The organism is Methylobacterium sp. WL9, assembly GCF_008040035.1.
Classification (GTDB): Bacteria; Pseudomonadota; Alphaproteobacteria; order Rhizobiales; family Beijerinckiaceae; genus Methylobacterium; species Methylobacterium thuringiense.
Map to the genome: position 1 here is coordinate 1 of NZ_VRVE01000068.1, position 23,487 is coordinate 23,487.

Consider the following 23,487-nt stretch of genomic DNA (forward strand, 5'->3'; position numbering starts at 1 on the left):
CCGCCACCACGCTCCAATCCGCCGCCGCGCTCGCCGCCAGCGCCACGCGGTCCGGCGCCACCGCCGCCACGTCCGGGGGGGCCATCTTCGCCGAGCTGCGCCATCTCCATCCGTGCGGATGGCGAGTCGTCGACGGAGCGTGCCCAGGCCGGCGCGGCCAGGATCAACGCCGGCAGGATCGTGCCGGTCAGAAGCAGCGAGCGGGTCATCCGCATTCAGTCACCTTCGTCCAAAGTTGTGGAAACCCGATCGGGGCTTCCGAACGGCGTCCGTGCGATATGGTTCCGAATTCGAAGGCGTCAAATTGCAGCAGGGGCGGCCACGCCGCCGGCGCATCGCGTCGCAGGCCGACGAAAGCCTGCCGGGTCAGAGACTTGGCGGCCAGCTGACGGGTGCGGCAGGACAAGCTGTTCGAAAGCCCGGAGCCGATCCGAAAACAGACCTCAGGGCGTGCCGCCGCGCGCCGGAACCGGGATCATCGACGGCTCGATCACGCGCACGTTCGTGCGGTCCTGGTTCGCCTTGGCCACGGCCAGAGCCGCATCGACCGGACCGGCGGTGGCCGTGGTGTCGGTTCCGGTGCGGCTGGCCGCGTCTGCGGCGAGCTCGGCGGCAGTCTTGTCGGCCCGGCCGACGAGGGTCAGGCGCACCTTGGGCGGCCGCGACAGGCGCTCGGCCTGCATCGGGGTCACGAAGATGTCGCCCTTGTGCCGGACCAGCATGCTCTCGGCCTTTGCGAGCGACTGCGCCCAGCTCTGGCCCTCGCGCTTGCAGGAGCAGTTCGGTTCGAACTGCGTCCGGAACTTGAAGGCGGTCTTCAGAGCCGCATAGGCGCGGCTGCCCTTGATGGTGGCGGCCGAGCGCAGGCCCTCGTCGCTGTTCGGCATCGAATAGGCGACGGCCTCGGTGCCCGGGCAGAGTGCCTGGCACATCTCGTCCGCCCCGCCGCGCCCGTCCGGCAGGTTGTTCATCGGGAAATACGAGCCGTCGCAGGTCTTGACGCAGATCACCTTTCCGCCGCCGCGCGCCGTCTGCGAGACCGGATCGCCGTCGGCCGGCAGGGTCGGATCCGTGCAGGCGGTTCCGATCGCCGCGAGCAACTGGCGGCGGCGGGCCGCGACGACCTCGCCGTTCTGCGCACCGTAGCCGGCATTCAGCGCGCGAATGCGCTGCTCGACCGCGCCGCATTGGGGCGGGCGCGTATCGAAGAACAGGAACTTGCCGCCCTCGCAGTTGAGCGAGCGGAAATAGGATTCGAGCCGGCCGATCTCGCTCTGCAGGGCGCGTCGCGTGGCGCCGTTGTCGTTCAGGCTCGCGAGTTCGGCCTTGTAGCGCTGGCACGCGAACGGGTTCGCAGAGGCCGGCAGGACCGTGCCGAGCGCGAGCGCGCCCATCGCGGCGGCGGCGGCGCGTCGGCGAAGGGTCGGGGCGATCAGCGGCATGGGAAAAACGCGATGCGTGTCACGGGAGGGCGATGTCCGGCTCGTGTGAATCGGGGCGCGACCGTGTCGACTGCCAGACAGGATAGCCCCCCTCGCGCGGCGGCGACAGACACACCACATCCTCACGGCCGAGTTTGGAGGGGAATGGTGCGATGATGTGGCGAACGGGCACCATGCGGTGCGGGATGGCCTTGCTTGGGGCGATGGTGCTGGCTGGCGCGACGGTGCCGGCGCGGGCGGAGGATCCCGACCGGATCTTCGACAAGTCCACGGTCTGGCGGCCGCTGACGCCGAACGACAAGCTCGTGGTCTACGGCATCGACGACCCTGCCGTGAGCGGCGTCGCCTGCTGGTACACCCAGCCCGAGAAGGGCGGCATCAAGGGCACCCTCGGGCTGGCCGAGGACGTCTCCGACATCTCGCTCGCCTGCCGACAGACCGGGCCGGTGGTGTTCAAGGAGAAGTTCAAGCAGGGCGAGGTGGTGTTCAGCGAGCGCCGCTCGCTGATCTTCAAGTCCATGCAGATCGTGCGCGGCTGCGACGCGAAGCGCAACACGCTGATCTACATGGTCTATTCGGACCGCGTGGTGCAGGGCTCACCGAAGAACTCGACTTCCGCCGTGCCGCTGATGCCGTGGGGCACGGAAGCCTCGCAGAAGTGCGGGGACTTCGCGAAGGGGTGATTCTTCCGACTCAAGGCTCGATGACGTCATGCTGCTGGCCAAGACCAGCATCGAGCTCCGCGATCGACCTTCGGAGGCGCTCCGCGTCCACCGGCGATTCGAGAATCCGTCGAGTCGTTTTGAGGCCTTCGAGCTCGGATCGCGGCAGGATCACGAGATCGGGGCATCCGCGGCGGGTGATCACCAACTCGCTGCCCTCAGTCTCGACGCGATCGAGATGGATGTCGAGGGCTTCGCGAAAGGCCATGATGCCGATGCGCTTCATGGTATCGGCCCCCAAAGTCGAGAGGCCGATACTACAATCCTAGACACCGAACGTCAGCCGGAAGCCGAACAACCCCAAAAAAATCAATCCTGGCAGGTGATGCGGATCGGGCGCTCGGCGGCCTTGCGGACGGGGGTGATGTCGATGGCGCCGGTGTATTCGTCCTGAGCGGCGACGCCGTAGGAGGTGGCGGAGGCGAACCCTTGCGACTCGCACCAGGCGTTGGCGACGACCTGACCGCATTCGCTGTTGCCGCCGGTGAGGCACTCGCCGGTGCCGTAGCCCTCGTTGGCCGGGATCAGGAAGGCCTTTTCGACATGCGGGACGGCAGCGGTCTCGGCGGCGGTGGCCTGGGTCGCGGCGGCGGAGACCAGGGCGAGAGCGAAGACGGCGGCGGCCTGAAGGCGCATGGTCGGGACCTCGTGAATCGGTTTCGCGCGATTGCGGAGTGTTCGAACGGCTCGGTAAACAAACCCTTGCCGCAACAGCTCGTCGTCGAGCGATCGGCGGGGTCGTTCTCGAATCGATCACCGTTTTGGGGTAGCGGATGCAGGCGGCCGCGACCGTCGCCCATGCGCCACAGCGCCGTCGGGCAATGGGGCGGGACGGTGGCAGGGGCGGCGGGGCCGGGTGAGGTTCCTCGCGAAAGCGGCCACGGCACAACGGGATAGGGGCCAGGACCGGCGCAGGCGGCGCGGGACGGGCGGCTCCGAGCGGGATGGACTCTGATGACGCCGACGTTGCGGCTCTACAACACGCTGACGCGCGAGAAGGCGGCGTTCACGCCGATCGATCCGACGCATGTGCGCGTCTATGCCTGCGGCCCCACGGTCTACGACGCGGCCCATATTGGCAACGCGCGGCCGATCATCGTCTTCGACCTGTTGTTTCGGCTGCTACGCCACCTCTACGGCGACGCCCACGTCACCTACGCCCGCAACGTCACGGACGTGGACGACAAGATCAACGCCCGCGCGGCGCTCCGCGGCATCACCATCCGCGAGCTGACCGACGAGACGCTCGCGGCCTTTCACGCGGACGTGCGCGATCTGGGCGTGCTGATGCCCGACGACGTGAACGTCGCGGGCGAGCGCCCGCGCTTCATCGAGCCCCGCGCCACCGACCACATCGTCGAGATGGTCACGCTGATCGAGGGGCTGGTCGCGGCCGGTCACGCCTACGTCGCCGCCGACCACGTGCTGTTCGACGTGCCCTCGATGCCGGATTACGGCGGCCTCTCGCGGCGGCCCCTTGACGAGATGGAGGCGGGAGCCCGCGTCGAGGTCGCGCCCTACAAGCGCTCGCCCCTCGACTTCGTGCTGTGGAAGCCCTCGAAGCCGGGCGAGCCGTCCTGGCCCTCACCCTCGGGCATTGCTGCACCGGGCCGTCCCGGCTGGCACATCGAGTGCTCCGCGATGTCGTGGAAGCATCTCGGCAAGACTTTCGACATCCATGCCGGCGGCATCGACCTGATCTTTCCGCATCACGAGAACGAGGTGGCGCAATCGCGCTGCTGCTTCGGCACCGACGTGATGGCCAATGTCTGGCTGCACAACGGCTTTCTCCAGGTGGAGGGAGAGAAGATGTCGAAGTCCCTCGGCAACTTCATCACCATCCGCGAGGTCCTGGCCGACTGGCCGGGTGAGGTCGTGCGGCTGGCGATGCTGAAGACGCATTATCGCCAGCCGATCGATTGGACGCTGCGTGGGCTCGAGGAGGCGAACCGGACGCTGGAGCGCTGGTACGGCCTCGTCGGCGATGTTTCGCCGGCGCATGACGTGCCGCCCGCGGTGCTGGGACCGCTCCTCGACGACCTCAACACGGCTGCGGCGCTGGCCGAGCTGCACCGGCTGGACGAGCCCGCACGGCTCAAGGCCGGCGCGGGTCTGCTGGGCTTGCTCGGGCAGACCCGGAGCGGGCGTGCCGAGGCGAGCGTCCAGGCCGCCGGGATCGACGTCGCCGCCGTCGAGGCGCTGATCGAAGACCGCCGGGCCGCCCGTGCCGCCAGGGATTGGGCGGCGTCCGACCGGGTGCGGGATGCCTTGGCCGCGATGGGCGTCGCGGTGAAGGACAACAAGGACGGGACGACCACTTGGAGCGTGATCACGTAGCCGCGAGGCGGCAACGGCCGGCGTTCAGGTTGCTCCTGCTAGCCCCGACTTCGCGCCGGGGCTTTCCGCGGCGCGCCCGAGGAGAAGTCCTTTGATCAAATCCATGACGTTCGCGGCCGGTGTCGTCGCAGCCGGACTGGTGCTGGCAGCTCCCGCATCGGCCGCGCCGATCGGCGTGACGGCCACATCGGACGCAGGCAGCCTGATCGAGTCGGTTCAGTACGGTTACGGCGGCTACGGTGGCGGCGGGTATGGCCGCGGTCGTGGTTACCGTGGCTATGGCGGCGGTGGTGGATACGGCTACGGCCGGCGCTTCGGCGGCCATCATCACCACCACGATGGGTTCGGCTACGGCCGGGGCCGCGGCTTCGGAGGCGGTCACTACGGCCGTGGCCGGCGCGACTTTTTCTGAACGACGCGGGCGCCTCGAAGATATCCGGGGCGCCCGGCTCCCCCTACATCCGCTCCTTGACCAAGTTCTCTCCCTCGGGGGAGGGCTCCCGCCGCGCCGCCGCATCCTGCAGCATCCCCACCACGTCCGCCGCATCGGTCGCGACGAGGAAGGCCGGGTCGAGCCCAGGCCGCAGGAAACCGTGGCCGCGCATGTGGTCGAGCAGCGTCAGCAGCGGGTCCCAGAAACCGTTGATCGAGAGCAGCAGGATCGGCTTGGCGTGCTGGCCGAGCTGGGCCCAGGTCATCTGCTCGATGAGTTCTTCGAGCGTCCCGATGCCGCCGGGCATCGCCACGAAGGCGTCGGCGCGATCGAACATCAGCTTCTTGCGTGTGTGCATATCACCGACGACCACCGTCTCCTGGATCTCGTCGAGCATGCGCTCGCGCGATTTCAGGAAGTCCGGGATGATGCCGGTGACGTGGCCGCCGGACTGCAGGGCGGCATGGGCCACGGTGCCCATCAGCCCGACATTGCCACCACCGTAGACGAGTCCGATGCCGGCCTTGGCCAGCCCTCGACCGACCGTCACTGCGGCTTCCTTGAACGCCGGATCGCCGCCGAAGCCTGACCCGCAATAGACGCAAACCGAACTCAGGTGCACGATCCCGCCTCCCCCCGCGTTACGCGACATTCGCAAATCCTAGATCACGCTGCGTTTTGATCGAATCGATCAAAACGCAGCGTGATCGATTCAAAAGTTGAGAGCAGGCTTCGCGCGAAAGCCCGTTGCCACTTTTTCGCAGCCTGCTCGAGCCGGCGAAGAACCGGGATGGCCCGGTCCTACACTCGGTATTCGCCGCCCGGGCCGCAGCTGCGCCTTGGTGTTCCCGTCATGTTCAGTGATATGTCATGAGATCTAGACGGGTTGTCGACAAGCCCGCGAGGGGGCGCGGCATCGCTTCGGCCGGACGTTGAGGAGTACGACGCCATGACGGCGGGTTTGGGACGGGGCCTGGCGCTGGCCGGCATCGGCGCGGCGGTCGGGCTGGCCGTGGTGGCGGCGCTCTTCGGCACCGGAGACCTCCTGAAACGCGTCCGGGGCTCCGCCGTCACCGGTGAGACCTCGCGGCCGGCCGCCGACCTGCCGCAGGGCAAGGCGGGCTCCGAAGCGAACGCGGAAAAGCCCCGCCCGAACACCGGTGACCAAGCCGCCATCGAACCAAACAAGAAGCCTCTTGCCGGTCCCGGAGGCGTGCTGCAAGCGGAAACGGGGCGGGCGGATGAAGCGAGGACGCCCAGCCTCGATATCCTTCGCGTCGAGCCTTCCGGCGATGCGGTACTCGCGGGCCGCGGTGCGCCGAAGGCGTCGGTGGAGCTGCTGCGCGACAACAAGACGGTCGCCCGCGCCACGGCCGACGAGTCCGGCCAGTTCGCCATCGACAGCCTGACTCTGCCCCCCGGCAACAGCGAGCTGACCCTTCGCAGCACCACCCCCGACGGCAAGACCACGGAGGGCCGGGCGAGCGCCGTGGTAGTGATCGACAGGGACAGGAAAGCGCAGCCCCTCGTCGCCGTTAGCGAGCCCGACAAGCCGACTCGCGTTCTTTCGATGCCGAGCCCTGCCGTGCCGAAGTCGGCCGAGGCGGCCAGGGATGCGGGGAGCGAACAGGGCAAGGATCCCGGCAAACCTGCCCCAGCCGGCGGGACGCCGCCGCGACGCGAGGCGGCCCTGTCGGCGGCAGGGGGCAAACCTGCCGCCCCCATGGCCGAATCCACACCGGTCAAGATCGTCAGCGTCGATGCGCAGGATGGCGGGCGGCTGTTCGTTTCGGGGCAGGGGGCAGCCTGGACCTCCTTGCGCCTCTACCTCAACGACACGCTCGTCGCGTCTGGGCGCTCAGGCGCCGACGGTCGTATAGCCTTCACCATCGGTCGCGGCGTGAAGCCCGGCGGCTACCAGATCCGCATCGATCAGGTCGACGACACGTCCGGCAAGGTCGGCCAGCGCGCGCAGGTCGGCTTCACCTTCCCAAGCCAGCTCGCCGCCAAGGAGGCGGCAAGGCACCCGGTCAGGACGGCTTCGAAGGAGGCGTCGAGCACGCCGACGAAGCCCGAGACCCAGCCGGCGCGTTCCCCCGAATCGGCTGCATCCCCTCCCTCCTCGGCGGAACCGCACGCGGCCGCTGGCGTGGCGGGATCGAACGCCGCGATGCTCTCGGCGGAGACGGACAAGCGCACGGCGGAAGCGGTGTCGCCGAAGCTGCCGGGAGCCGGGACCTCGGCCCCCAGGCAGAGCCCGCTCGGCGCATCACCGCCTCCTGCCAAGCAACTGCCGACACAGCCGCAGAGACCGGACATGGCGGCGGCCGTCGCGCCCACGCCGGGCGATCCGCCGGCCACGGTGTTCGTGCCGGAGATCGACACGGCAAAGATCACCCGCGGCGACAACCTGTGGCAGATCAGCCGGCGCAGCTACGGCGACGGCAAGCGCTACACCGTGATCTACGATGCCAACCGCAACCAGATCCGAGACCCGAACCTGATCTATCCGGGCCAGATCTTCGTCATGCCGAAGGACGCACCGGCTTCCGACCGGCAAGGTGCGAACCGGGGCTGAGGCAGGCGTCGATCCCGTGCAGACGGAAGCGATCACGGCGCCGCCATCAAGCCTTCCGCAGATCCCGAACGCCGGCCGTCCTAACGCGATGTCATAGTCCCCGCTCGCGTCGCAGCCTGACGATCGCCCGATCGAGCGCTCCGAGGAAGGCCGAGCGGTCCTTCGGAGAGAAAGGCTTCGGGCCGCCCGTGATCGCACCGGCCTCGCGTAGGTCCTGCATCAGGTTACGGGTCGCCAGCGCCATGCCGACGGACGAGTCCGTGAAGGCCTTGCCGTTCGGTGCGATGGCGACGGCGCCCGCCTTCACGCAACGGCTCGCCAGCGGCACGTCGTTGGTGATGACGACGGAGGCCGCGTCGGCCCGTTCGGCGATCCAGTCGTCGGCAGCGTCGAAACCGTCGCTCACGACGACGCGCTCGATCCAGGGCTCGCGCGGCAGGTTCATGAAACTGTTGGCGACGACGATGACGTGGAGCCCGTACCGCGCCGCCACGCGAAATGTCTCGTCCTTCACCGGACAGGCATCTGCGTCGACGTAGATCGTGATCGCGTCGGGCATGGGACGCCTTTTTCCTCAGTGGTCGTCGCGGCTAGCGCCTCGACGACCGTCCGCCTCATCAGCGGCGGCGCGCAGTCGCGCTTGCCGACATGCGTCGGTCGGAGCGGTGATGCGTAACGCTTCGAAAGAACTTAAGAGCCCGAAGGCTTGATCACCGCCAGCACGGAGGCGATGCGGGTCTTGATCTGGTCGGCCAGCACCTTGGCGAGCCGGATTTCGGCGTCGCGTGCCGCGCGCAAGCTGGCGAAGCGCTGGATCGAGCGATCGTAGGTCGCGGTCGAGGTGGCGACGCCCTCGGTGACGACCTTGGTGCCGTCGAGGTTTTCCAGCGAGAAGTTGATGGTTCCGATGATGGTGCCGGCTTCAGCGCGCGCCGTGGTCGAGGAGACGATCGGCGTCGTCACCGACTCGCTGCCGCGCAACTTCAGCCGATAGCGTTTCGGCGTCGCGTTCTGGCCCGACCCGTCGAGGCCGAAGATCAACTCGCTGCGCAGATAATGCCCGAGGCGATCCTGATCCTGCGCCATGATGACGTCGTCGATCTGCACCGAGGCGAGCGCCACCTGCATCGATTCGCCCGAGGCCGTGGGCCCGTAGAGCGGTCGGAAACAGGCCGAGACGCTCAGCGCGAGGCTGGCCGCCAGGGCGAGCCGCATCGTGCGGGAAGCCGCCTCTCGTGTCCCGAACCGCATCATCGTCCGTGGTCGCCCCGACTCGTATGCTCAAGCTTGTACGGCAAGCGCCGCGTCCGGTCATCAGCCTGCCATGACGGGGTTTACGCTTCGTCTGCGGCGAGAGTGGGGTGAAGCCGCGGCTTCACACCACGAGGTTCACGATACGCCCCGGCACGACGATCACCTTCTTCGGAGACCGTCCTTCGAGGGCCCGCTGCACCGCCTCGTCGGCCAGCACTGCGGCCTCGACGGCCGCCTTGTCGGCCCCGCTCGGGACGGTGACGTCCGCGCGCTTCTTGCCGTTGATCTGCACCGGCAGGGTGATCTCGTCCTCGACCAAGAGCGCCCGTTCGACCGCAGGCCAGGGCGCGTCGGCGACGAGCCCATCGCGGCCGAGGGCGGTCCAGCATTCTTCCGCGAGATGCGGCATCATCGGCGCGATCAGCTGCACCAGGATTCCTGCAGCCTCGGCGGCCACCTTGCGGGTGCTGCCGGCGCGCAAAGCCTCGTCGAGGGCGTTGACCAGGGTGTAGACATGGGCGACGCAGCGGTTGAAGCGCAGCCGCTCGACGTCCTCCTCCACCGCGGCCAGCGCCTTGTGGGCTGCCTTGCGCAATGGGGCGTCGGCGCCTTGCGTCTGCCCGTCGGTGTGGGCTGCGAGGTTTACGAGGCGCCAGATGCGCTGCACGAAGCGCGCGGCGCCCTGCACGCCCTCCTCGGTCCAGATCACGTCGCGCTCGGGGGGCGAGTCGGAGAGCACGAACCAGCGGGCGGTGTCGGCGCCGTAGCTCGCGATGATGTCGTCGGGGTCGACGACGTTCTTCTTCGACTTCGACATCTTTTCGATGGGGCCGATGGCGATCTCGGCCCCAGTGCCGACGTGGAAGGCGCGACGCGTGCCGCCCTCGTTGTCGAGGCGGATCTCGGCCGGCGGCACCCAGGCACCGGCCGCGTCCTTGTAGGTCTCGTGGACGACCATCCCCTGCGTGAACAACCCCGCAAACGGCTCGGAGACGCCGGACCAGCCGGTCTCGCGCATCGCCCGCATGAAGAAGCGCGAGTAGAGCAGATGCAGGATCGCGTGCTCGACGCCGCCGATATATTGGTCGACGGCGAGCCAGTGATCGACCGCACCCCGGTCCGTCGGCGCGTCCTGCAGCCAGGGCGCGGTGAAGCGGGCGTAGTACCAGGACGAGTCGACGAAGGTGTCCATGGTGTCGGTCTCGCGCCGCGCCGCCGCCCCGCATTTGGGGCACGGCACGTTGCGCCAGGCGTGGTCGCGCTCCAGCGGGTTGCCGGGGATATCGAACGAGACCGCGTCCGGCAGCTTCACCGGCAGGTCGGCGACGGGGACTGGCACCGGGCCGCAGGCGTCGCAATGGATGATCGGGATCGGGCAGCCCCAGTAGCGCTGGCGCGATACGCCCCAGTCGCGCAGCCGGAACTGGATCTTTGTCTCGGCCACGCCCTCGGCTTCGAGGCGGGTGGCGACGGCGGAAAAAGCCGCGTCGGTGGTCATGCCGTCGAGGAACGCCGAGTTGATCATCCGGCCGTCGCCGTCATAGGCGGTGTCGGTGATCGTGAACGTCGCAGGGTCCTGCCCCTCGGGGCAGACCACCGGCGTGTTGCCGAGGCCGTACTTGTTGGCGAAGTCCAAGTCGCGCTGGTCGTGCGCCGGGCAGCCGAAGACCGCGCCGGTGCCGTACTCCATCAGCACGAAATTCGCGATGTAGACCGGCAGGGTCCAGCTCGGGTCGAGCGGGTGCCGCACGGTCAGCCCGGTGTCGAAACCGAGCTTTTCGGCGGTGTCGATCGCGGCCTGCGCCGTGCCCAGCCGTCGGCATTCCTCGATGAAGGTCTGCAGGTCGGGCCGATCCGCCGCGAGTGTCGCCGCCAGCGGATGGTCGGCGGCGATGGCGAGGAAGCGCGCGCCGAAGAGCGTGTCGGGCCGGGTCGTGAACACCGTCACCGCCTCGGCCGCGCCCGCAGGGGCGGACGACAACGAAAACCGGACCTCCAGCCCCTCCGAGCGGCCGATCCAGTTCTTCTGCATGACCCGGACCTTCTCCGGCCAGCGGTCGAGCCCGTCGAGGGCGCTCAGCAGATCCTCGGCGAAGTCGGAAATCCGAAAGAACCACTGGGTCAGCTCGCGCTGCTCCACCAGCGCGCCCGAGCGCCAGCCGCGACCGTCGATGACCTGCTCGTTGGCGAGCACGGTGTGGTCGACCGGGTCCCAGTTCACCTTCGCCGTGCGGCGGGTGACGAGGCCTTTCTCGAGGAAGTCGAGAAACAGGCGCTGCTGGTGGCGATAGTAGTCGGGATCGCAGGTGGCGATCTCGCGGCTCCAGTCGAGGGACAGGCCCATCGATTGCAGCTGCTTCTTCATCGTGGCGATGTTGGCATAGGTCCACTCGCGCGGGTTGACCTTCCGCTCCATCGCCGCGTTCTCGGCCGGCAGGCCGAAGGCGTCCCAGCCCATCGGGTGCAGCACGTTGAAGCCGCGCGCCCGCTTGTAGCGCGCCACCACGTCGCCCATCGCGTAGTTGCGCACATGTCCGACATGGATGCGCCCCGATGGGTAGGGGAACATCTCGAGCACGTAGTATTTCGGGCGCGGATCCTCGTTCTGCGTCTCGAACAGGCGCGCCGCGTCCCAGGCCTGCTGCCAGCGCGGCTCGGCATCCTTGGCATTGTAGCGCTCGATGGCGCGGTCGGGGGTGCTGGTCATGGGCCGGGACGCCGCGAGATCCGGAGGAAGAAAGCGAGCGGCGGCACTAGCATATCCGCGGCGCGAGGCGTCAACGGATCGGCTTTCTCCGACTTTCGTCCAGGCGCCCGGACCCCAGGGCTCCCGGCCCGCGTTCCGGGAGGGTAAGGCGAGCAGCGTCGCCCCGAGACCCGACCAAGAAACCCGAGACCCCATGACGGACCCCTGGATTCCCGCCGTGCCCGACGAAAAACCGCCGCTCGGCGAAGCCGACGTCGCGGCGGGCCTCGCCGAGGTGCGTGCGCTGATCGCCCGGGCCGCCGAGGACAGCGAGCGGGATCCGCAGGACATCCACCTCGTCGCGATCTCGAAGACGGCGCCCGCCGAGGTGATCCTGCCGGCCTTGGAAGCCGGGCAGCGGCTTTTCGGCGAAAATTACGTGCAGGAGGCGAAGGCCAAGTGGCCAGCCTTGCGCGAGCGCTTTCCGGATGTCGAGCTGCACTTCGTCGGGCCGCTGCAATCGAACAAGGCGCGCGAGGCCGTCGAGCTGTTCGACGTGATCCACTCCCTCGACCGGCTCTCGCTCGCCGCGGCGATCAGTAAGGAGAGCGAGCGGGTGGGGCGCCAGCCGCGGCTGCTGATCCAGGTCAACACGGGCGGCGAGGAGCAGAAGGCCGGCGTCGCGCCGGACGCGGTCGACACCCTGCTGGCCGAGTGCCGCGACACGCACGGCCTCGTTGTGCAGGGGTTGATGTGCATTCCACCCTTCGACGAGCCGCCCTCACCGCATTTCGCGCTGCTGGCCCGCATCGCCGACAAGCACCGCCTGCCGATCCTGTCGATGGGCATGAGCGCGGACTATCCGGCCGCGATCCAGATGGGCGCGACGCATATCCGCGTCGGCACCGCGATTTTTGGGGCGCGGGCCAAAAAGGCCTGATCGTCCTTCAGAGCGCCTCGCCGCGCAGCAGCCGCGGTTGGGCACCGCGGATTGCCGAGGCCTCGCCGATGAAGAAGCGCTTGAGGCCCGGCAGCCGGTCGACGAGGCCGAGGCCGAGATCACGGGCGAGGCGCACCGGCAGGGCGTCGTTCGAGAAGAGGCGGTTGAGGCCGTCGGTAGCCGCGGCCATCGCCACGGTGTCGAAGCGGCGGGCGCGCTCGTAGGCCCGCAGCACCTCCGGCGCGCCGGGGTCCGTGCCGAGCCGCAGGGCTTCCGTCACGGTCTCGGCCAGGGCGGCGGCGTCCGAAAAACCGAGATTGAGCCCCTGGCCGGCGACCGGGTGGATGACGTGGGCGGCATCGCCCAGCAGCGCGAGGCGATCCCCGAAAAAGCTGCGGGCGATACCGAAGCTCAGGGTATGGGCGCTCGGTCCGTCCTCCAGGGCGATATGGCCGAGGCTCAAGCCGAACCGGCGCTCGATCTCCGCCAGCGTGTCCTCCGCGCTGCCGCCGAGGAGCGCCGGAACGTCGGCCTGCCGCTCGGTCCACACGATCGAAGAGCGGTGCCGGCCGTCGCACGACGGCAGCGGCAGGATCGCGAAGGGGCCGCTCGGCAGGAAGTGCTCGTACGCGCGGCCCTCGTGGTCGCGTTCGTGCGTGATCGTCGCGACGATGCCCGATTGCGGATAGGACCAGCCGACCCAGCCGATGCCGGCGGCCTCGCGCAGGCGCGAGCGCGCCCCGTCCGCCGCGACGACGAGAGACGCAGCGAGTTCGCGCCTGTCGCCGAGCGTCGCGCGGATGCGCGCGCCCTCCGGCACGGCGTCGGCGATGCCCGTCGGCTCGAACGTGACGCCGACCTCCTCGGCGGCGCCCAGCAGCACGGCGACCAGCGGCTCCGCCTCGACCATGTGGGCGAAGGGTTCGCCCCGGCTCTCCTCCTCCGCGCTTCGCTGCGCGAACGTCAAGAATGTCGGGCGCACCGGGTCGCCGAGGCGGCTGTCGGTGATGACCATGTCGCGGATGGGCTCGGCTGCCGGTGCGATCCGCTCCCACAGGCCGAGCCGTTCGAACATCCGGCGCGGGCCGGCCGCCACGGCGAAGGCGCGGCCGCGATGACGCGCAGCGCCGACGGACAGGCCGGGATCGCAAACCGTGACGTCGAGGGCCGGGCCGTTCGCCTGCTTCAGGGCGATGGCGAGGGTCAGGCCGGGAATGCCGGCGCCGGCCACGAGCAGGCTGCGGCTGCCCGCGCGATTCTTCGCACTGCTCATGCTGCTCTCCCAGCCCATTGTCGCGACTTCGGAATGAAGTGGCACTCCCTATCATTCCCGGCAATCCGCCCGGCGTCGCAGGCATGAATGCGCGACATGGCCGGCACCAGTCCTCGTGCGCTATATCGCGACCCGCATCCGCCCCCGGGAGACCATGACAGCCGCCGTCCGCGAACTCCTCGACATCCTCGATCTCGAATGTCTTGAGACCGATCTGTTTCGCGGCACCTGCCAGAAGAACGGCTGGCCGCGGGTTTTCGGCGGGCAGGTGGTGGCGCAGGCGCTGGTGGCGGCCTCGCGTACGGTGAGCGAGGCGCGCCCGCCTCATTCGCTGCATGCCTATTTCCTGCTCGGCGGCGATCCGGCGGTGCCGATCGACTACGAGGTCGAGCGCATCCGCGACGGCGGCAGCTTCACCACCCGTCGGGTCAAGGCGATCCAGCATGGCCGCGCGATCTTCGCGATGTCGGTGTCCTTCCACGGCGAAGAAGCAGGCTTCGACCACGCGACCGCGATGCCGGACGTACCGCCGCCGGAGGACCTCGCCGATGCCGGCAGCTTCGTCGCCGAGGGCCGCGAGCAGGACGCGATCATCGTACCGCCCCTGAAGTTTGCCTACTTCACCCAGAAATGGCCGATCCAGCTCAGGCCCGTCGAGATCGAGCGCTATCTCAGCCGGGCGCCGCGTGCGCCGCGCTTCCACGTCTGGATGCGGGCGGCCGACACCCTGCCGGACGATCCGGCGATCCACCGGGCCGTCCTCGCCTACGCCTCGGACATGACGCTGCTCGATTCGACGCTGATCGCCCACGGCCGCACCGTGTTCGATCCCGAGATCCAGTCGGCGAGCCTCGACCACGCCCTCTGGTTCCACCGCCCGGTGAAGGCCGACGAGTGGCTGCTCTATGCGCAGGACAGCCCGAGCACATCGGGTGCGCTCGGCTTCGCCCGAGGCGCGATTTTTTCGCGGGATGGACAGCTTGTCGCGTCGGTCGCCCAGGAAGGGCTCATCCGTCGGCGTGGTCGCTGAAGGCTCGCGCTGAAAGCGATAGATTCTTGAGCGTTTCCATCGTGGGGCTGTGTTGCCAGCCTGATCTGCCGCAGCGTTAAGCCATTAGCCTAATTTTTACGCAGCTTGAGCGTTTGCTGTGCCCAACCGAGAGTCAGGCCCGGCTCAGTTTCTGGGCACGGGAGCAAAATCCGAAAAAGTTCCGACTGGCATAGTCCTTGAATAGTGCGGGCCGGTCGCAGGTTCATTCCGAGCCCTGCGGAACCGCCGGACCTAAAGCCGTCCCAGTGACGAAGAAGGCGACCGGCGGCACATCGAGCGAACCCAGGGGGCGCCGCCCATGAAAATCGTGATGGCGATCATCAAGCCGTTCAAGTTGGAGGAGGTCCGCGACGCCCTGACCGGCATCGGCGTGCACGGCCTCACCGTGACCGAGGTCAAGGGCTACGGCCGCCAGAAGGGCCATACCGAGATCTACCGCGGTGCCGAATACGCCGTCAGCTTCCTGCCGAAGCTCAAGATCGAGGTCGCGGTCGCCGCGGATCTCGTCACCAACGTCATCGACACCATCGCGGGTGCCGCCCGCACCGGTCAGATCGGCGATGGCAAGATCTTCGTCATGCCGCTGGAGAAGGCCATCCGCATCCGCACCGGCGAGACCGACGCGGACGCCCTCTAGAGCTCTCTCCGACCCGATCGCATCGGGCCGACCGCTCTAAACCTCTGTTGCGACGCGCTCTCCTTCGACCAACCGGTGCCCACTTGGCCGGAAAGCGCTCCAGTCCTTGAAAGAATTGGCGATCCGGCCCGGCCGGACCACCGCGCCTCCTCCTTCCATCAGAATCGCAGTGCGATCGGGAGCCTCGTGTCCATGAAACTTCGTACCCTTCTTGCGCTCGGACTGGGAGGAGCCGCCGCCGGCCTTCTCCTCGCCGAGCCTTCGCTCGCGCAGGACGCCGTCGCCGCGGCCACCGCGCCGCCGGCACCCGTGCCCAACAAGGGCGACACTGCCTGGATGCTGATCTCGGCCGCCCTCGTGCTGATGATGAGCGTGCCGGGCCTGGCCCTGTTCTACGGCGGCCTCGTGCGCACCAAGAACATGCTCTCGGTGCTGACGCAGGTCTTCGCCATCGTCTGCATCGCCGGCCTGCTGTGGGTGTTCTACGGCTACAGCCTCGCCTTCACCAACGGCGGCGGCCTCAACGACTTCGTCGGCGGCTTCTCCAAGGCCTTCCTCAAGGGTGTCGATGCGACCACCACCGTCGCGACCTTCTCGAACGGCGTCGTGATCCCCGAATACGTCTACATCTGCTTCCAGATGACGTTCGCGATGATCACACCGGCTCTCATCGTCGGCGCCTTCGCCGAGCGGATGAAGTTCTCGGCGCTCATGGTGTTCATGATCCTCTGGATCACGCTCATCTACTTCCCGATGGCGCACATGGTCTGGTACTGGGGCGGCCCGGATCTGGTCGGCAACGCCGCCAAGGCGCTCGCAGCTGCCACCGACGACGCCTCCAAGGCCAGCGCCCAGGCGGCTCTGGACGCGGTCAACGCCGATGCGGGCTTCCTCTTCAAGAAGGGCGCCCTCGACTTCGCCGGCGGCACGGTGGTGCACATCAACGCGGGCATCGCCGGCTTCGTCGGCTGCCTGATGCTCGGCAAGCGCATCGGCTACGGCCGTGACCTGCTCGCCCCGCACTCCCTGACCATGACCACGATCGGCGCCTCGCTGCTCTGGGTCGGCTGGTTCGGCTTCAACGCCGGCTCCAACCTCGAGTCGAACGGCAATGCCGGCCTCGCGATGATCAACACCTTCGTCGCCACGGCGGCGGCGGCGGTGGCCTGGCTGTTCGTGGAATGGGCCCTCAAGGGCAAGCCGTCGCTGCTCGGCATGCTCTCGGGCGCCATTGCCGGTCTCGTGGCCGTCACTCCGGCCGCGGGTTTCGCGGGGCCGATGGGATCGATCGTCCTCGGCTTCGTCGCAGGCGGCGTCTGCTTCGTGATGTGCTCGACGGTCAAGAACGCCCTCGGCTACGACGACTCCCTGGACGTCTTCGGTGTCCACGGCGTCGGCGGCATCCTCGGTGCTCTGGCGACCGGCATCCTGGTCGATCCGAAGCTCGGCGGCGCAGGCATCCCCGACTACACCACCAAGCCCGGTGAACTCGTCGTCGGCGCCTACGACATGATGAGCCAGTTCATCGTGCAGGCCGAGGCCGTCGGCCTGACCGTCCTCTGGTCGGGCATCGGCTCCGCCATCCTCTACAAGCTCGTCGATCTCACCATCGGCCTGCGCGTGAAGGAAGACGAGGAGCGCGAGGGCCTCGACATTGCCGACCACGGCGAGCGCGCCTACAACTACTGATCCAGACGAATCGTCGTATCTGGATTGAAGACCCCGGCGCCATGCGCCGGGGTCTTTTCGTTTGCGACACGATCTTGCGCGCCGACAAACAGGGCATGCGATTCGAAGATCAGGGCAATACACGAACGAAACGGCTCGATTTGCCGACCGATTAAGAAATGATGAACCCATTCGCACCGTAGACCGAGCGATCGCGTGACGAGACGGCAACAGAAATGTTGCGCAAAGGCAACAACTCTGAGCGACTGGGGCACTTGGGCTGAATTTGCCTATTTGCTAGGCAATTGCTCGAAACTTCCTTTTGCGGTGCAGGACGCTTTCGGCAACCTTGACCATAGAAAGAAACAAGGGGCTCGATCGATGTCTTCCAAACTGGTGCTGCGGGGATCCGTAGCGACGCTTGCACTGCTCGCCGCCGGTTCCGCTTTCGCGGCCGATCTGCCCTCCAAGGCCGCCGCGCCGATCCTGGTCGAGGAGCACTGCAAGGCTGCGATCTCGACGCCGGGCTACGGCCCCACCATCAAGGCCCCTGCGACCTCGTCCTGCTGGGCCTCGCCGATCGGCGACCTCTACCTGGGCGGCGCCTTCTCGGCCATGGCCTACAGCTTCTCGAACCCCTTCAACGCGGCGCTGACCCCGGTCAACACGGACCCGGACCGGAACCAGCGTCTCGACGCCAGCAACGCGATGCTGTTCATCCAGAAGGCCGACGGTCCGTTCCAATTCTTCGTGGCGGCCGGCCTCTATTCGATCCCGACGCTCGGCCTGCCGGTGTTCCAGTCCTACGACCAGAACAGCGCCCTGTTCGGACCCGTGCCGATCGCCTACGGCAAGTACCAGATCAACGACGAATGGTCGTTCCAGGGCGGCCGGATGTTCACGAACATCGGCACCGAGCTGCTGTTCACCTTCCAGAACATCAACATCTCGCGCGGCCTGCTGTTCAACCAGGAGAACTTCGTCAACCAGGGCGTTCAGGTGAACTACGCGAGCGGCCCGTGGGCGGCTTCGCTGGCGGTCACCGACGGCTTCTTCTCGGGTGAGTTGAACTGGGTCACCGGTCTCATCACCTACAAGATCGACGATGCCAACACGATCGGCGTCAACGGCGGCACGAACTTCTCCAAGTTCAACAATGCCGGCCGCGGTTCGCAGTTCAGCTACGCGACGCCCCTGAACCTGCAGAACAGCAGCATCGTCAGCGTGAACTACACCTACGCCAACGGTCCGTGGACCATCACGCCCTACCTCCAGTACACCGACGTCTCAGGCGACGTCGGCCTCGGCATTCCGACCAGCGCCTCGACCTTCGGCGCGGCGATCCTCGGCGCCTACGCGTTCACCGACTGGTTCTCGCTCGGCGGCCGCTTCGAGTACATCCAGCAGGACGGCAATCGCCTGAGCGCAGTCCCGCAGACCAACCTGCTCTACGGCCCGGGCAGCTCGGCCTTCTCGTACACGGTCACGCCGACCTTCACCTTCGACCGCTTCTTCATCCGCGGCGAGTACTCCTTCGTGGATCTGCAGGACATCCAGCGCGGCAACGTGCTCGCCGGCACCCTCGGCACGGGCTTTGGCCGTACCGGCAACCGGACGACGCAAGAGCGCTACATGATCGAGACGGGCATCACCTTCTGATCCCATACGACATCCCGCGCGACGAAAGGCCCCGGAGCGATCCGGGGCCTTTTTTCGTCGTCGCCGGCACCATCGGGCGGTCGCGGACTTGTCCGGTTGCGGCGTCGCAGGACGCCGGAGGAAAGACCGGTATCATGATCCGCTCCACCGGCCTCTCGGCGGTGATCCTGGTAGCCTGCGTCGCCGCTGCCGCCGCACGGCCCACCACCACCACGATGACCTGCGCCCAGGCGCGCGGCGTTGTCCTGCGAGAGGGCGGCGTCGTACTCGGCACCGGCGGGCAAACCTACGACCGGTTCGTGCGCGACCGCAGCTTCTGCGAGCCGACAGAGGCGGGCAAGCGGGCCTTCGTCCCGGCCCGCGACACACCGCAATGCTTCGTCGGCTACACCTGTTACGAGCCGGGCCGCGGCGACCGCTTCGGTGATTTTTGAGTCTTTTGGACGTTTTGGCAGGGAGCGCCCACGATCCGAAAGCGCCCCGGTCGATCGACCGAGGCGCTCGTCTGTCGAGGGGGCTGAAAGCCCGGCCGCTTATGCCGCCTGCTGGACCGAGCCCTCGATCGTCGGCTGGCTCGCAGGAGCACTTCCGGCGATCTGGATCCGCCGGGGCTTCTTCGCCTCCGGGATCTCGCGGACGAGATCGACATGGAGCAGCCCGTGCTCCAGCGAGGCGCCGGTGACTTGGACGTAGTCGGCGAGCTGGAAGCGACGTTCGAAGGCCCGGGCGGCGATGCCCTGATGCAGAACCTCCGCCTTGCCCTCCACGGGCTTGCGCTCGCCCTTGATGGTCAGCGTGCTCTCGCGGGTCTCGATCGAGAGATCGGACTCGGTAAAACCGGCGACCGCGACGGTGACGCGATAGGCGTTCTCGGCGGTGCGCTCGATGTTGTAGGGCGGATAGGTGGGGGCCTGCTCGGCGCTGACGAAACCGTCGAGGGCGGCAAACAGCCGGTCGAAGCCGACGGTGGAGCGATAGAGCGGGGCGAGGTCGTACTGACGCATGACATATCCTCTCGATGAGCAACATGTAGACTGTGCCGGTCCGCCCGAAGGCCGGACCGCTGCGCCGCCGTATCGGCCGGCGCTAGACTGATATCGGGACGGTTTTCGACGGCTTCAAGATGTTTCGCAGACGCTCTCGGCAAGGTTCCATTCGACGATGCTGACGCTCAAGCCCACGCCCGGAAACCCGGTTCCGCCCGGCGCGACGCTGGTGCCCGTCAGGACGGCCGACGGCCTGACGCTGCGTGCCGCCTACTGGCGTCCGTTGACCCGCACCGAGAAGGGCACGGTCTGCCTGCTGCAGGGCCGGGCCGAGTTCATCGAAAAATACTACGAGCCGATCGGCGAGTTGCGCCGGCGCGGCTTCCACGTCGTCGCCTTCGACTGGCGCGGCCAGGGCGAGTCTTCGCGACAGGTCGAGGATGCGCACAAGGGGCATGTCGCCCGCTTCGACGATTACCGCCTCGATATGGCGGCGGTGGCCGAGACGGTGCTGGTGCCCTCGACCCCCGAGCCGCATTTCGGCCTCGCTCACTCCATGGGCGGCGCCATCGCCTTTACCGGGGCGCTGGAAGGCTGGCTGCCCTTCGAGCGGTTGGTGACGGTCGCACCGATGCTCTCGATCCGGATGGTGAAGTATCCGCTCGCCGCCTCACTGCTGTCGCGGAGCCTGCACCGCCTGGGGCTCGGCAAGGCCTATATCCCGTTCGGCAGCGCCGTCTCGATTGCCACGAAACCCTTCAAGGGGAACCGGCTCTCGGGTGATCCGGTACGCTATGCCCGCAACGCGGCGGCGGCCGCCGAAGTCGGCGCGGGAGCGGTCGGCGATCCGACCATCGCTTGGCTCGCCTCGGCTTTCCGCGCCATGCGCCGCCTGCGCGATCTGCGCGTCGCCCCGCGCATCGACATGCCGGTGCTGGTGGTGGGGGCGGGGGCCGACCCGGTCTGCGGTCTGCCCGCCACCGAGCGCTTCGCCGGGCGGTTGCGCGCCGGACACCTCATCGTGCTGCCGGGCTCGCGCCACGAGATCCTGACCGAGACCGACGCGATCCGGGCAGATTTCTGGGCCGCCTTCGACGCCTTCATCCCCGGGCACACCCGGGTCGAGAGCGCCGGCTCTCGCCGCTCCGTATCCGAGCCGGCCTGACGGCGCGCGGAGGGACCATGGACCGGCGCGACTTCACGGTGTCGGCCTTGGCCGCGACTCTGCTCTCCCGGCCGACGTCTGCGCGCTCGGATTCGGGCGCCGAGGCGACCTCGATCGCCATGCTGCTCTATCCCGGCATGACCGCGCTCGACGTGGTGGGCCCGCAGGAGCTGCTCGCGGGCCTGGCCGGCGGCAACCTTCATCTCGTCGCGAAGGATATCGGTCCCGTGGAGAGCGACACCGGTCTCGCGATCGTCGCCACGCACGACTTCGCCACCTGCCCGCGCGACGTCACGGTGCTGTTCGTGCCCGGCGGCGACGGCACGCCGGCGCAGATGCGCGACGCCGACACCCTCGCCTTCCTCCGCGACCGTGCCGCGCGCGCTGCCTGGATCACGAGCGTCTGCACCGGCTCTCTGATCCTCGGGGCCGCGGGCCTCCTCGACGGCTACCGCGCCACCTCGCATTGGTGTGTGCGCGACACCGTGCTGCCGCTCCTCGGCGCGACGCCCGTCGATAAGCGCGTGGTGTTCGACCGCAACCGCGTCACCGCCGCCGGCATCTCCGCCGGGCTCGACTTCGCCCTGGCACTCGCCGCCCGGTTGAAGGGCGAGGTTTTCGCGAAGACCGCACAACTCGTCGCGGAATATGCGCCGCAGCCACCCTTTCAAGCCGGTACGCCGACGGAGGCCGGCCTCGAGATCACGCGGGCGGCCGGCGAAATCCTGAAGGCGTTGGCGGAGGGTTCGCAGAAGGCTGCCACCGGACGTCGCTGAGGGACGATTCTACCGGTGAGGACAGCCGGCGGATCGCACGCGGGCGCCCCGGAGACCCTTGCACGATCAGCGTTTTCAACGCTTGATCGTACCTATCGGGATCACGGCTGCGGCCGGAGGAAGCGCACATGGCGGCAGGTATTGCAGGCGATCTGTTCCGCATCAAATCGCTCGAACGGCTCAACAAGGACGCGGAGGAGGGCGAGAACTCGCTCGAACGGACGCTGGGGCCCTGGAGCCTGATCGGACTCGGCATCGGCGCGGTCATCGGTGCCGGCCTGTTCTCTTTGACCGGCATCGCCGCCGCCGAGCATGCCGGCCCGGCCGTGGTGATCTCCTTCGCCATCGCCGCCATCGGCTGCGCCTTCGCCGGCATGTGCTACTCGGAGCTCGCCGGCATGATCCCGGTGGCCGGTTCGGCCTACACCTACAGCTACGCCACCATGGGCGAGTTCGTCGCCTGGATCATCGGCTGGGACCTCGTACTCGAATACGCGGTCGGCGCCGCCACCGTGTCGGTGAGCTGGTCGCGCTACGTCACCCGCTTCCTGCGCGACACGCTCGGCATCAACCTGCCCGGCGCCTTCGTGAACTCGCCCTTCGAGACCTACAAGCTCGCCGACGGTTCGATGGCGCACGGCATCGTGAACCTGCCGGCGATCTTCATCATCGTGGCGGCCTCGGCCCTGCTGATCGTCGGCATCCGGGAATCGGCCCGGGTCAACGGCGCCATCGTCATGGTCAAGATCGCCGTCGTGCTGGTCGTGACAGGCGTCGGCCTGTTCTACATCAAGGCGCAGAACTACGACCCCTTCCTGCCGCCGAACACCGGCACCTTCGGCGAGTACGGCATCTCGGGCGTGATGCGCGCGGCGGGCGTGGTGTTCTTCGCCTATGTCGGGTTCGACGCCGTCTCCACCGCGGCGCAAGAAGCAAAAAATCCCCAGCGCAACATGATGATCGGCATCCTCGGATCGCTGGCCATCTGCACCGCGCTCTACATCGCCTTCGCCGGCGTCCTCACCGGCCTCGTCCATTACGACGCCCTGCGCGGCGACGCCGCACCGGTGGACACCGCCATCGCGCAGACGCCGTTCCCATGGCTGCGCGGCCTCGTCACCTTCGGCGTGATCTGCGGCTTCTCCACCGTAATCCTGGTGCTGCTGATGGGCCAGAGCCGGGTGTTCTACACCATGAGCAAGGACCGGCTGCTGCCGGGCTTCTTCTCGGCGATCCATCCGAAGTGGAAGACGCCCTACCGCTCCAACATGTTCTTCATGGTGTTCACCGGGGCGCTCGGCGGCTTCCTGCCGATCAGCCAACTCGGCCACATGACCTCGATCGGTACGCTGCTCGCCTTCATCCTGGTCTGCCTCGGCGTGATCATCCTGCGCCGCACCCAGCCCGACGCGAAGCGCGAGTACCGCACCCCGCTGGTGCCGTTCGTGCCGATCCTCGGCATCCTGTTCTGCGCCGCGATGATGGTCTCGCTCGACGGCGAGACCTGGCTGCGCCTGATCATCTGGATGGCGATCGGCATCGTGATCTATTTCGCCTGGAGCCGCCGCAACAGCCGCGTCGGCCGCGAAGAGGGGCCAGACGCGCCGACGGCGATGGCGCCGTGAAGAAGCACTCCAGGGCCGACATGCCGACGTCGGAGCGTTGGCCCTGGTATTGCTTCGGCTTCGCCTCGCAATGACGGCTGGGCCGTTCTCCACGATCGCCCAAACTGATCGAGCGGGAACGGCATGAACGCGTTCACACCACGCTGATCCGGGGGCGCGCCGCCGGGGGGGGGGAAGCAGGGGGGCGCCCCCGCGGCAAGCGGGCCGCGGAGAGGGGCGCGTAGGGGGGGGAAAGACAAGGGGGGGGGGGGGGGG

General features: G+C 68.0%; 22 protein-coding genes and 1 pseudogene. 13 read left to right on the forward strand and 10 right to left on the reverse strand.

Annotated elements, in window-relative coordinates; translation table 11 throughout:
* Positions 1 to 215 (reverse strand): annotated as a pseudogene (locus FV217_RS17040) (flagellar motor protein MotB); the annotation flags it as partial.
* Between the two features lie 228 nt (positions 216 to 443).
* Positions 444 to 1,442 carry a DUF2865 domain-containing protein gene (locus FV217_RS17045; RefSeq protein ID WP_147818368.1) on the reverse strand — a complete coding sequence of 333 codons (999 nt, stop codon included), beginning with the start codon at positions 1,440 to 1,442 and terminating at the stop codon, positions 444 to 446.
* A 173-nt stretch (positions 1,443 to 1,615) separates the two neighbouring features.
* Here FV217_RS17045 and FV217_RS17050 point away from each other — a divergent pair, with 173 nt between their 5' ends.
* A complete protein-coding gene (locus FV217_RS17050; RefSeq protein ID WP_187272614.1) occupies positions 1,616 to 2,125 on the forward strand; it encodes a CreA family protein in 510 nt (169 codons plus the stop codon).
* A gap of 10 nt (positions 2,126 to 2,135) precedes the next feature.
* On the opposite strand, the gene FV217_RS17055 is transcribed toward FV217_RS17050, so the two are convergent.
* Together FV217_RS17055 and FV217_RS17060 are read right to left on the reverse strand one after the other, a co-directional pair.
* Positions 2,136 to 2,390 carry a type II toxin-antitoxin system Phd/YefM family antitoxin gene (locus FV217_RS17055; protein WP_147818370.1) on the reverse strand — a complete coding sequence of 85 codons (255 nt, stop codon included), beginning with the start codon at positions 2,388 to 2,390 and terminating at the stop codon, positions 2,136 to 2,138.
* Between the two features lie 83 nt (positions 2,391 to 2,473).
* Positions 2,474 to 2,800, reverse strand: coding sequence for a hypothetical protein (locus tag FV217_RS17060; protein ID WP_147818371.1), 327 nt, complete (start codon positions 2,798 to 2,800; stop codon positions 2,474 to 2,476).
* 318 nt (positions 2,801 to 3,118) lie between these two features.
* On the opposite strand from FV217_RS17060, the gene cysS reads away from it, so the two are divergent.
* The gene (gene cysS, locus FV217_RS17065) at positions 3,119 to 4,501 is read left to right on the forward strand and encodes a cysteine--tRNA ligase (protein WP_147818372.1); all 1,383 of its coding nucleotides are present in this window, start codon (positions 3,119 to 3,121) and stop codon (positions 4,499 to 4,501) included.
* Positions 4,502 to 4,604: 103 nt separating this feature from the next.
* Positions 4,605 to 4,913, forward strand: a complete 309-nt coding sequence (locus FV217_RS22990) for a hypothetical protein (protein ID WP_187272615.1) — start codon at positions 4,605 to 4,607, stop codon at positions 4,911 to 4,913.
* 43 nt (positions 4,914 to 4,956) lie between these two features.
* On the opposite strand, the gene FV217_RS17075 is transcribed toward FV217_RS22990, so the two are convergent.
* The gene (locus tag FV217_RS17075; protein WP_147818387.1) at positions 4,957 to 5,559 is read right to left on the reverse strand and encodes a TIGR00730 family Rossman fold protein; all 603 of its coding nucleotides are present in this window, start codon (positions 5,557 to 5,559) and stop codon (positions 4,957 to 4,959) included.
* Positions 5,560 to 5,883: 324 nt separating this feature from the next.
* Between FV217_RS17075 and FV217_RS17080 the strand changes: the two genes are divergently transcribed.
* Positions 5,884 to 7,512 (forward strand): LysM peptidoglycan-binding domain-containing protein, encoded by a 1,629-nt coding sequence (locus FV217_RS17080; protein ID WP_147818374.1) that lies wholly within the window; start codon positions 5,884 to 5,886, stop codon positions 7,510 to 7,512.
* 91 nt (positions 7,513 to 7,603) lie between these two features.
* Here the strand turns inward: FV217_RS17080 and FV217_RS17085 are convergent, their stop codons facing one another.
* From FV217_RS17085 to leuS, 3 genes are all read right to left on the reverse strand, one after another.
* Positions 7,604 to 8,071: a YaiI/YqxD family protein gene (locus FV217_RS17085; protein WP_147818375.1), complete on the reverse strand. Its 468-nt coding sequence runs from the start codon at positions 8,069 to 8,071 to the stop codon at positions 7,604 to 7,606.
* Positions 8,072 to 8,202: 131 nt separating this feature from the next.
* Entirely contained in the window at positions 8,203 to 8,766 is a 564-nt protein-coding gene (lptE, locus tag FV217_RS17090) for an LPS assembly lipoprotein LptE (RefSeq protein ID WP_147818376.1), read from the reverse strand.
* A 121-nt stretch (positions 8,767 to 8,887) separates the two neighbouring features.
* Positions 8,888 to 11,473, reverse strand: coding sequence for a leucine--tRNA ligase (gene leuS, locus FV217_RS17095; protein ID WP_147818377.1), 2,586 nt, complete (start codon positions 11,471 to 11,473; stop codon positions 8,888 to 8,890).
* A 193-nt stretch (positions 11,474 to 11,666) separates the two neighbouring features.
* On the opposite strand from leuS, the gene FV217_RS17100 reads away from it, so the two are divergent.
* Positions 11,667 to 12,392, forward strand: coding sequence for a YggS family pyridoxal phosphate-dependent enzyme (locus FV217_RS17100; protein ID WP_147818378.1), 726 nt, complete (start codon positions 11,667 to 11,669; stop codon positions 12,390 to 12,392).
* Positions 12,393 to 12,399: 7 nt separating this feature from the next.
* Here the strand turns inward: FV217_RS17100 and FV217_RS17105 are convergent, their stop codons facing one another.
* Positions 12,400 to 13,665, reverse strand: a complete 1,266-nt coding sequence (locus FV217_RS17105) for an FAD-dependent monooxygenase (protein ID WP_147818379.1) — start codon at positions 13,663 to 13,665, stop codon at positions 12,400 to 12,402.
* A gap of 154 nt (positions 13,666 to 13,819) precedes the next feature.
* On the opposite strand from FV217_RS17105, the gene tesB reads away from it, so the two are divergent.
* The 5 genes from tesB to FV217_RS17130 all read left to right on the forward strand — a co-directional run bounded on the left by tesB (position 13,820) and on the right by FV217_RS17130 (position 19,114).
* The gene (gene tesB / locus FV217_RS17110; RefSeq protein ID WP_147818380.1) at positions 13,820 to 14,695 is read left to right on the forward strand and encodes an acyl-CoA thioesterase II; all 876 of its coding nucleotides are present in this window, start codon (positions 13,820 to 13,822) and stop codon (positions 14,693 to 14,695) included.
* Between the two features lie 319 nt (positions 14,696 to 15,014).
* Positions 15,015 to 15,353, forward strand: a complete 339-nt coding sequence (locus tag FV217_RS17115) for a P-II family nitrogen regulator (RefSeq protein ID WP_147818381.1) — start codon at positions 15,015 to 15,017, stop codon at positions 15,351 to 15,353.
* Positions 15,354 to 15,545: 192 nt separating this feature from the next.
* Positions 15,546 to 17,042: an ammonium transporter gene (locus FV217_RS17120; protein WP_147818382.1), complete on the forward strand. Its 1,497-nt coding sequence runs from the start codon at positions 15,546 to 15,548 to the stop codon at positions 17,040 to 17,042.
* A 360-nt stretch (positions 17,043 to 17,402) separates the two neighbouring features.
* Positions 17,403 to 18,680 carry an outer membrane beta-barrel protein gene (locus FV217_RS17125; protein ID WP_187272612.1) on the forward strand — a complete coding sequence of 426 codons (1,278 nt, stop codon included), beginning with the start codon at positions 17,403 to 17,405 and terminating at the stop codon, positions 18,678 to 18,680.
* Positions 18,681 to 18,814: 134 nt separating this feature from the next.
* Positions 18,815 to 19,114, forward strand: coding sequence for a hypothetical protein (locus FV217_RS17130; protein ID WP_147818383.1), 300 nt, complete (start codon positions 18,815 to 18,817; stop codon positions 19,112 to 19,114).
* 99 nt (positions 19,115 to 19,213) lie between these two features.
* Here the strand turns inward: FV217_RS17130 and FV217_RS17135 are convergent, their stop codons facing one another.
* A complete protein-coding gene (locus tag FV217_RS17135) occupies positions 19,214 to 19,684 on the reverse strand; it encodes an Hsp20 family protein (protein ID WP_147818384.1) in 471 nt (156 codons plus the stop codon).
* A gap of 157 nt (positions 19,685 to 19,841) precedes the next feature.
* Here FV217_RS17135 and FV217_RS17140 point away from each other — a divergent pair, with 157 nt between their 5' ends.
* The 3 genes from FV217_RS17140 to FV217_RS17150 all read left to right on the forward strand — a co-directional run bounded on the left by FV217_RS17140 (position 19,842) and on the right by FV217_RS17150 (position 23,232).
* Complete coding sequence (locus FV217_RS17140; RefSeq protein ID WP_147818385.1) at positions 19,842 to 20,831, forward strand: alpha/beta hydrolase; 990 nt, start codon at positions 19,842 to 19,844, stop codon at positions 20,829 to 20,831.
* A 17-nt stretch (positions 20,832 to 20,848) separates the two neighbouring features.
* On the forward strand, positions 20,849 to 21,607 hold the full coding sequence (locus FV217_RS17145; RefSeq protein WP_187272613.1) for a DJ-1/PfpI family protein: 759 nt from the start codon (positions 20,849 to 20,851) through the stop codon (positions 21,605 to 21,607).
* A gap of 128 nt (positions 21,608 to 21,735) precedes the next feature.
* On the forward strand, positions 21,736 to 23,232 hold the full coding sequence (locus FV217_RS17150) for an amino acid permease (protein ID WP_147818386.1): 1,497 nt from the start codon (positions 21,736 to 21,738) through the stop codon (positions 23,230 to 23,232).
* Positions 23,233 to 23,487 lie beyond the last annotated feature (255 nt).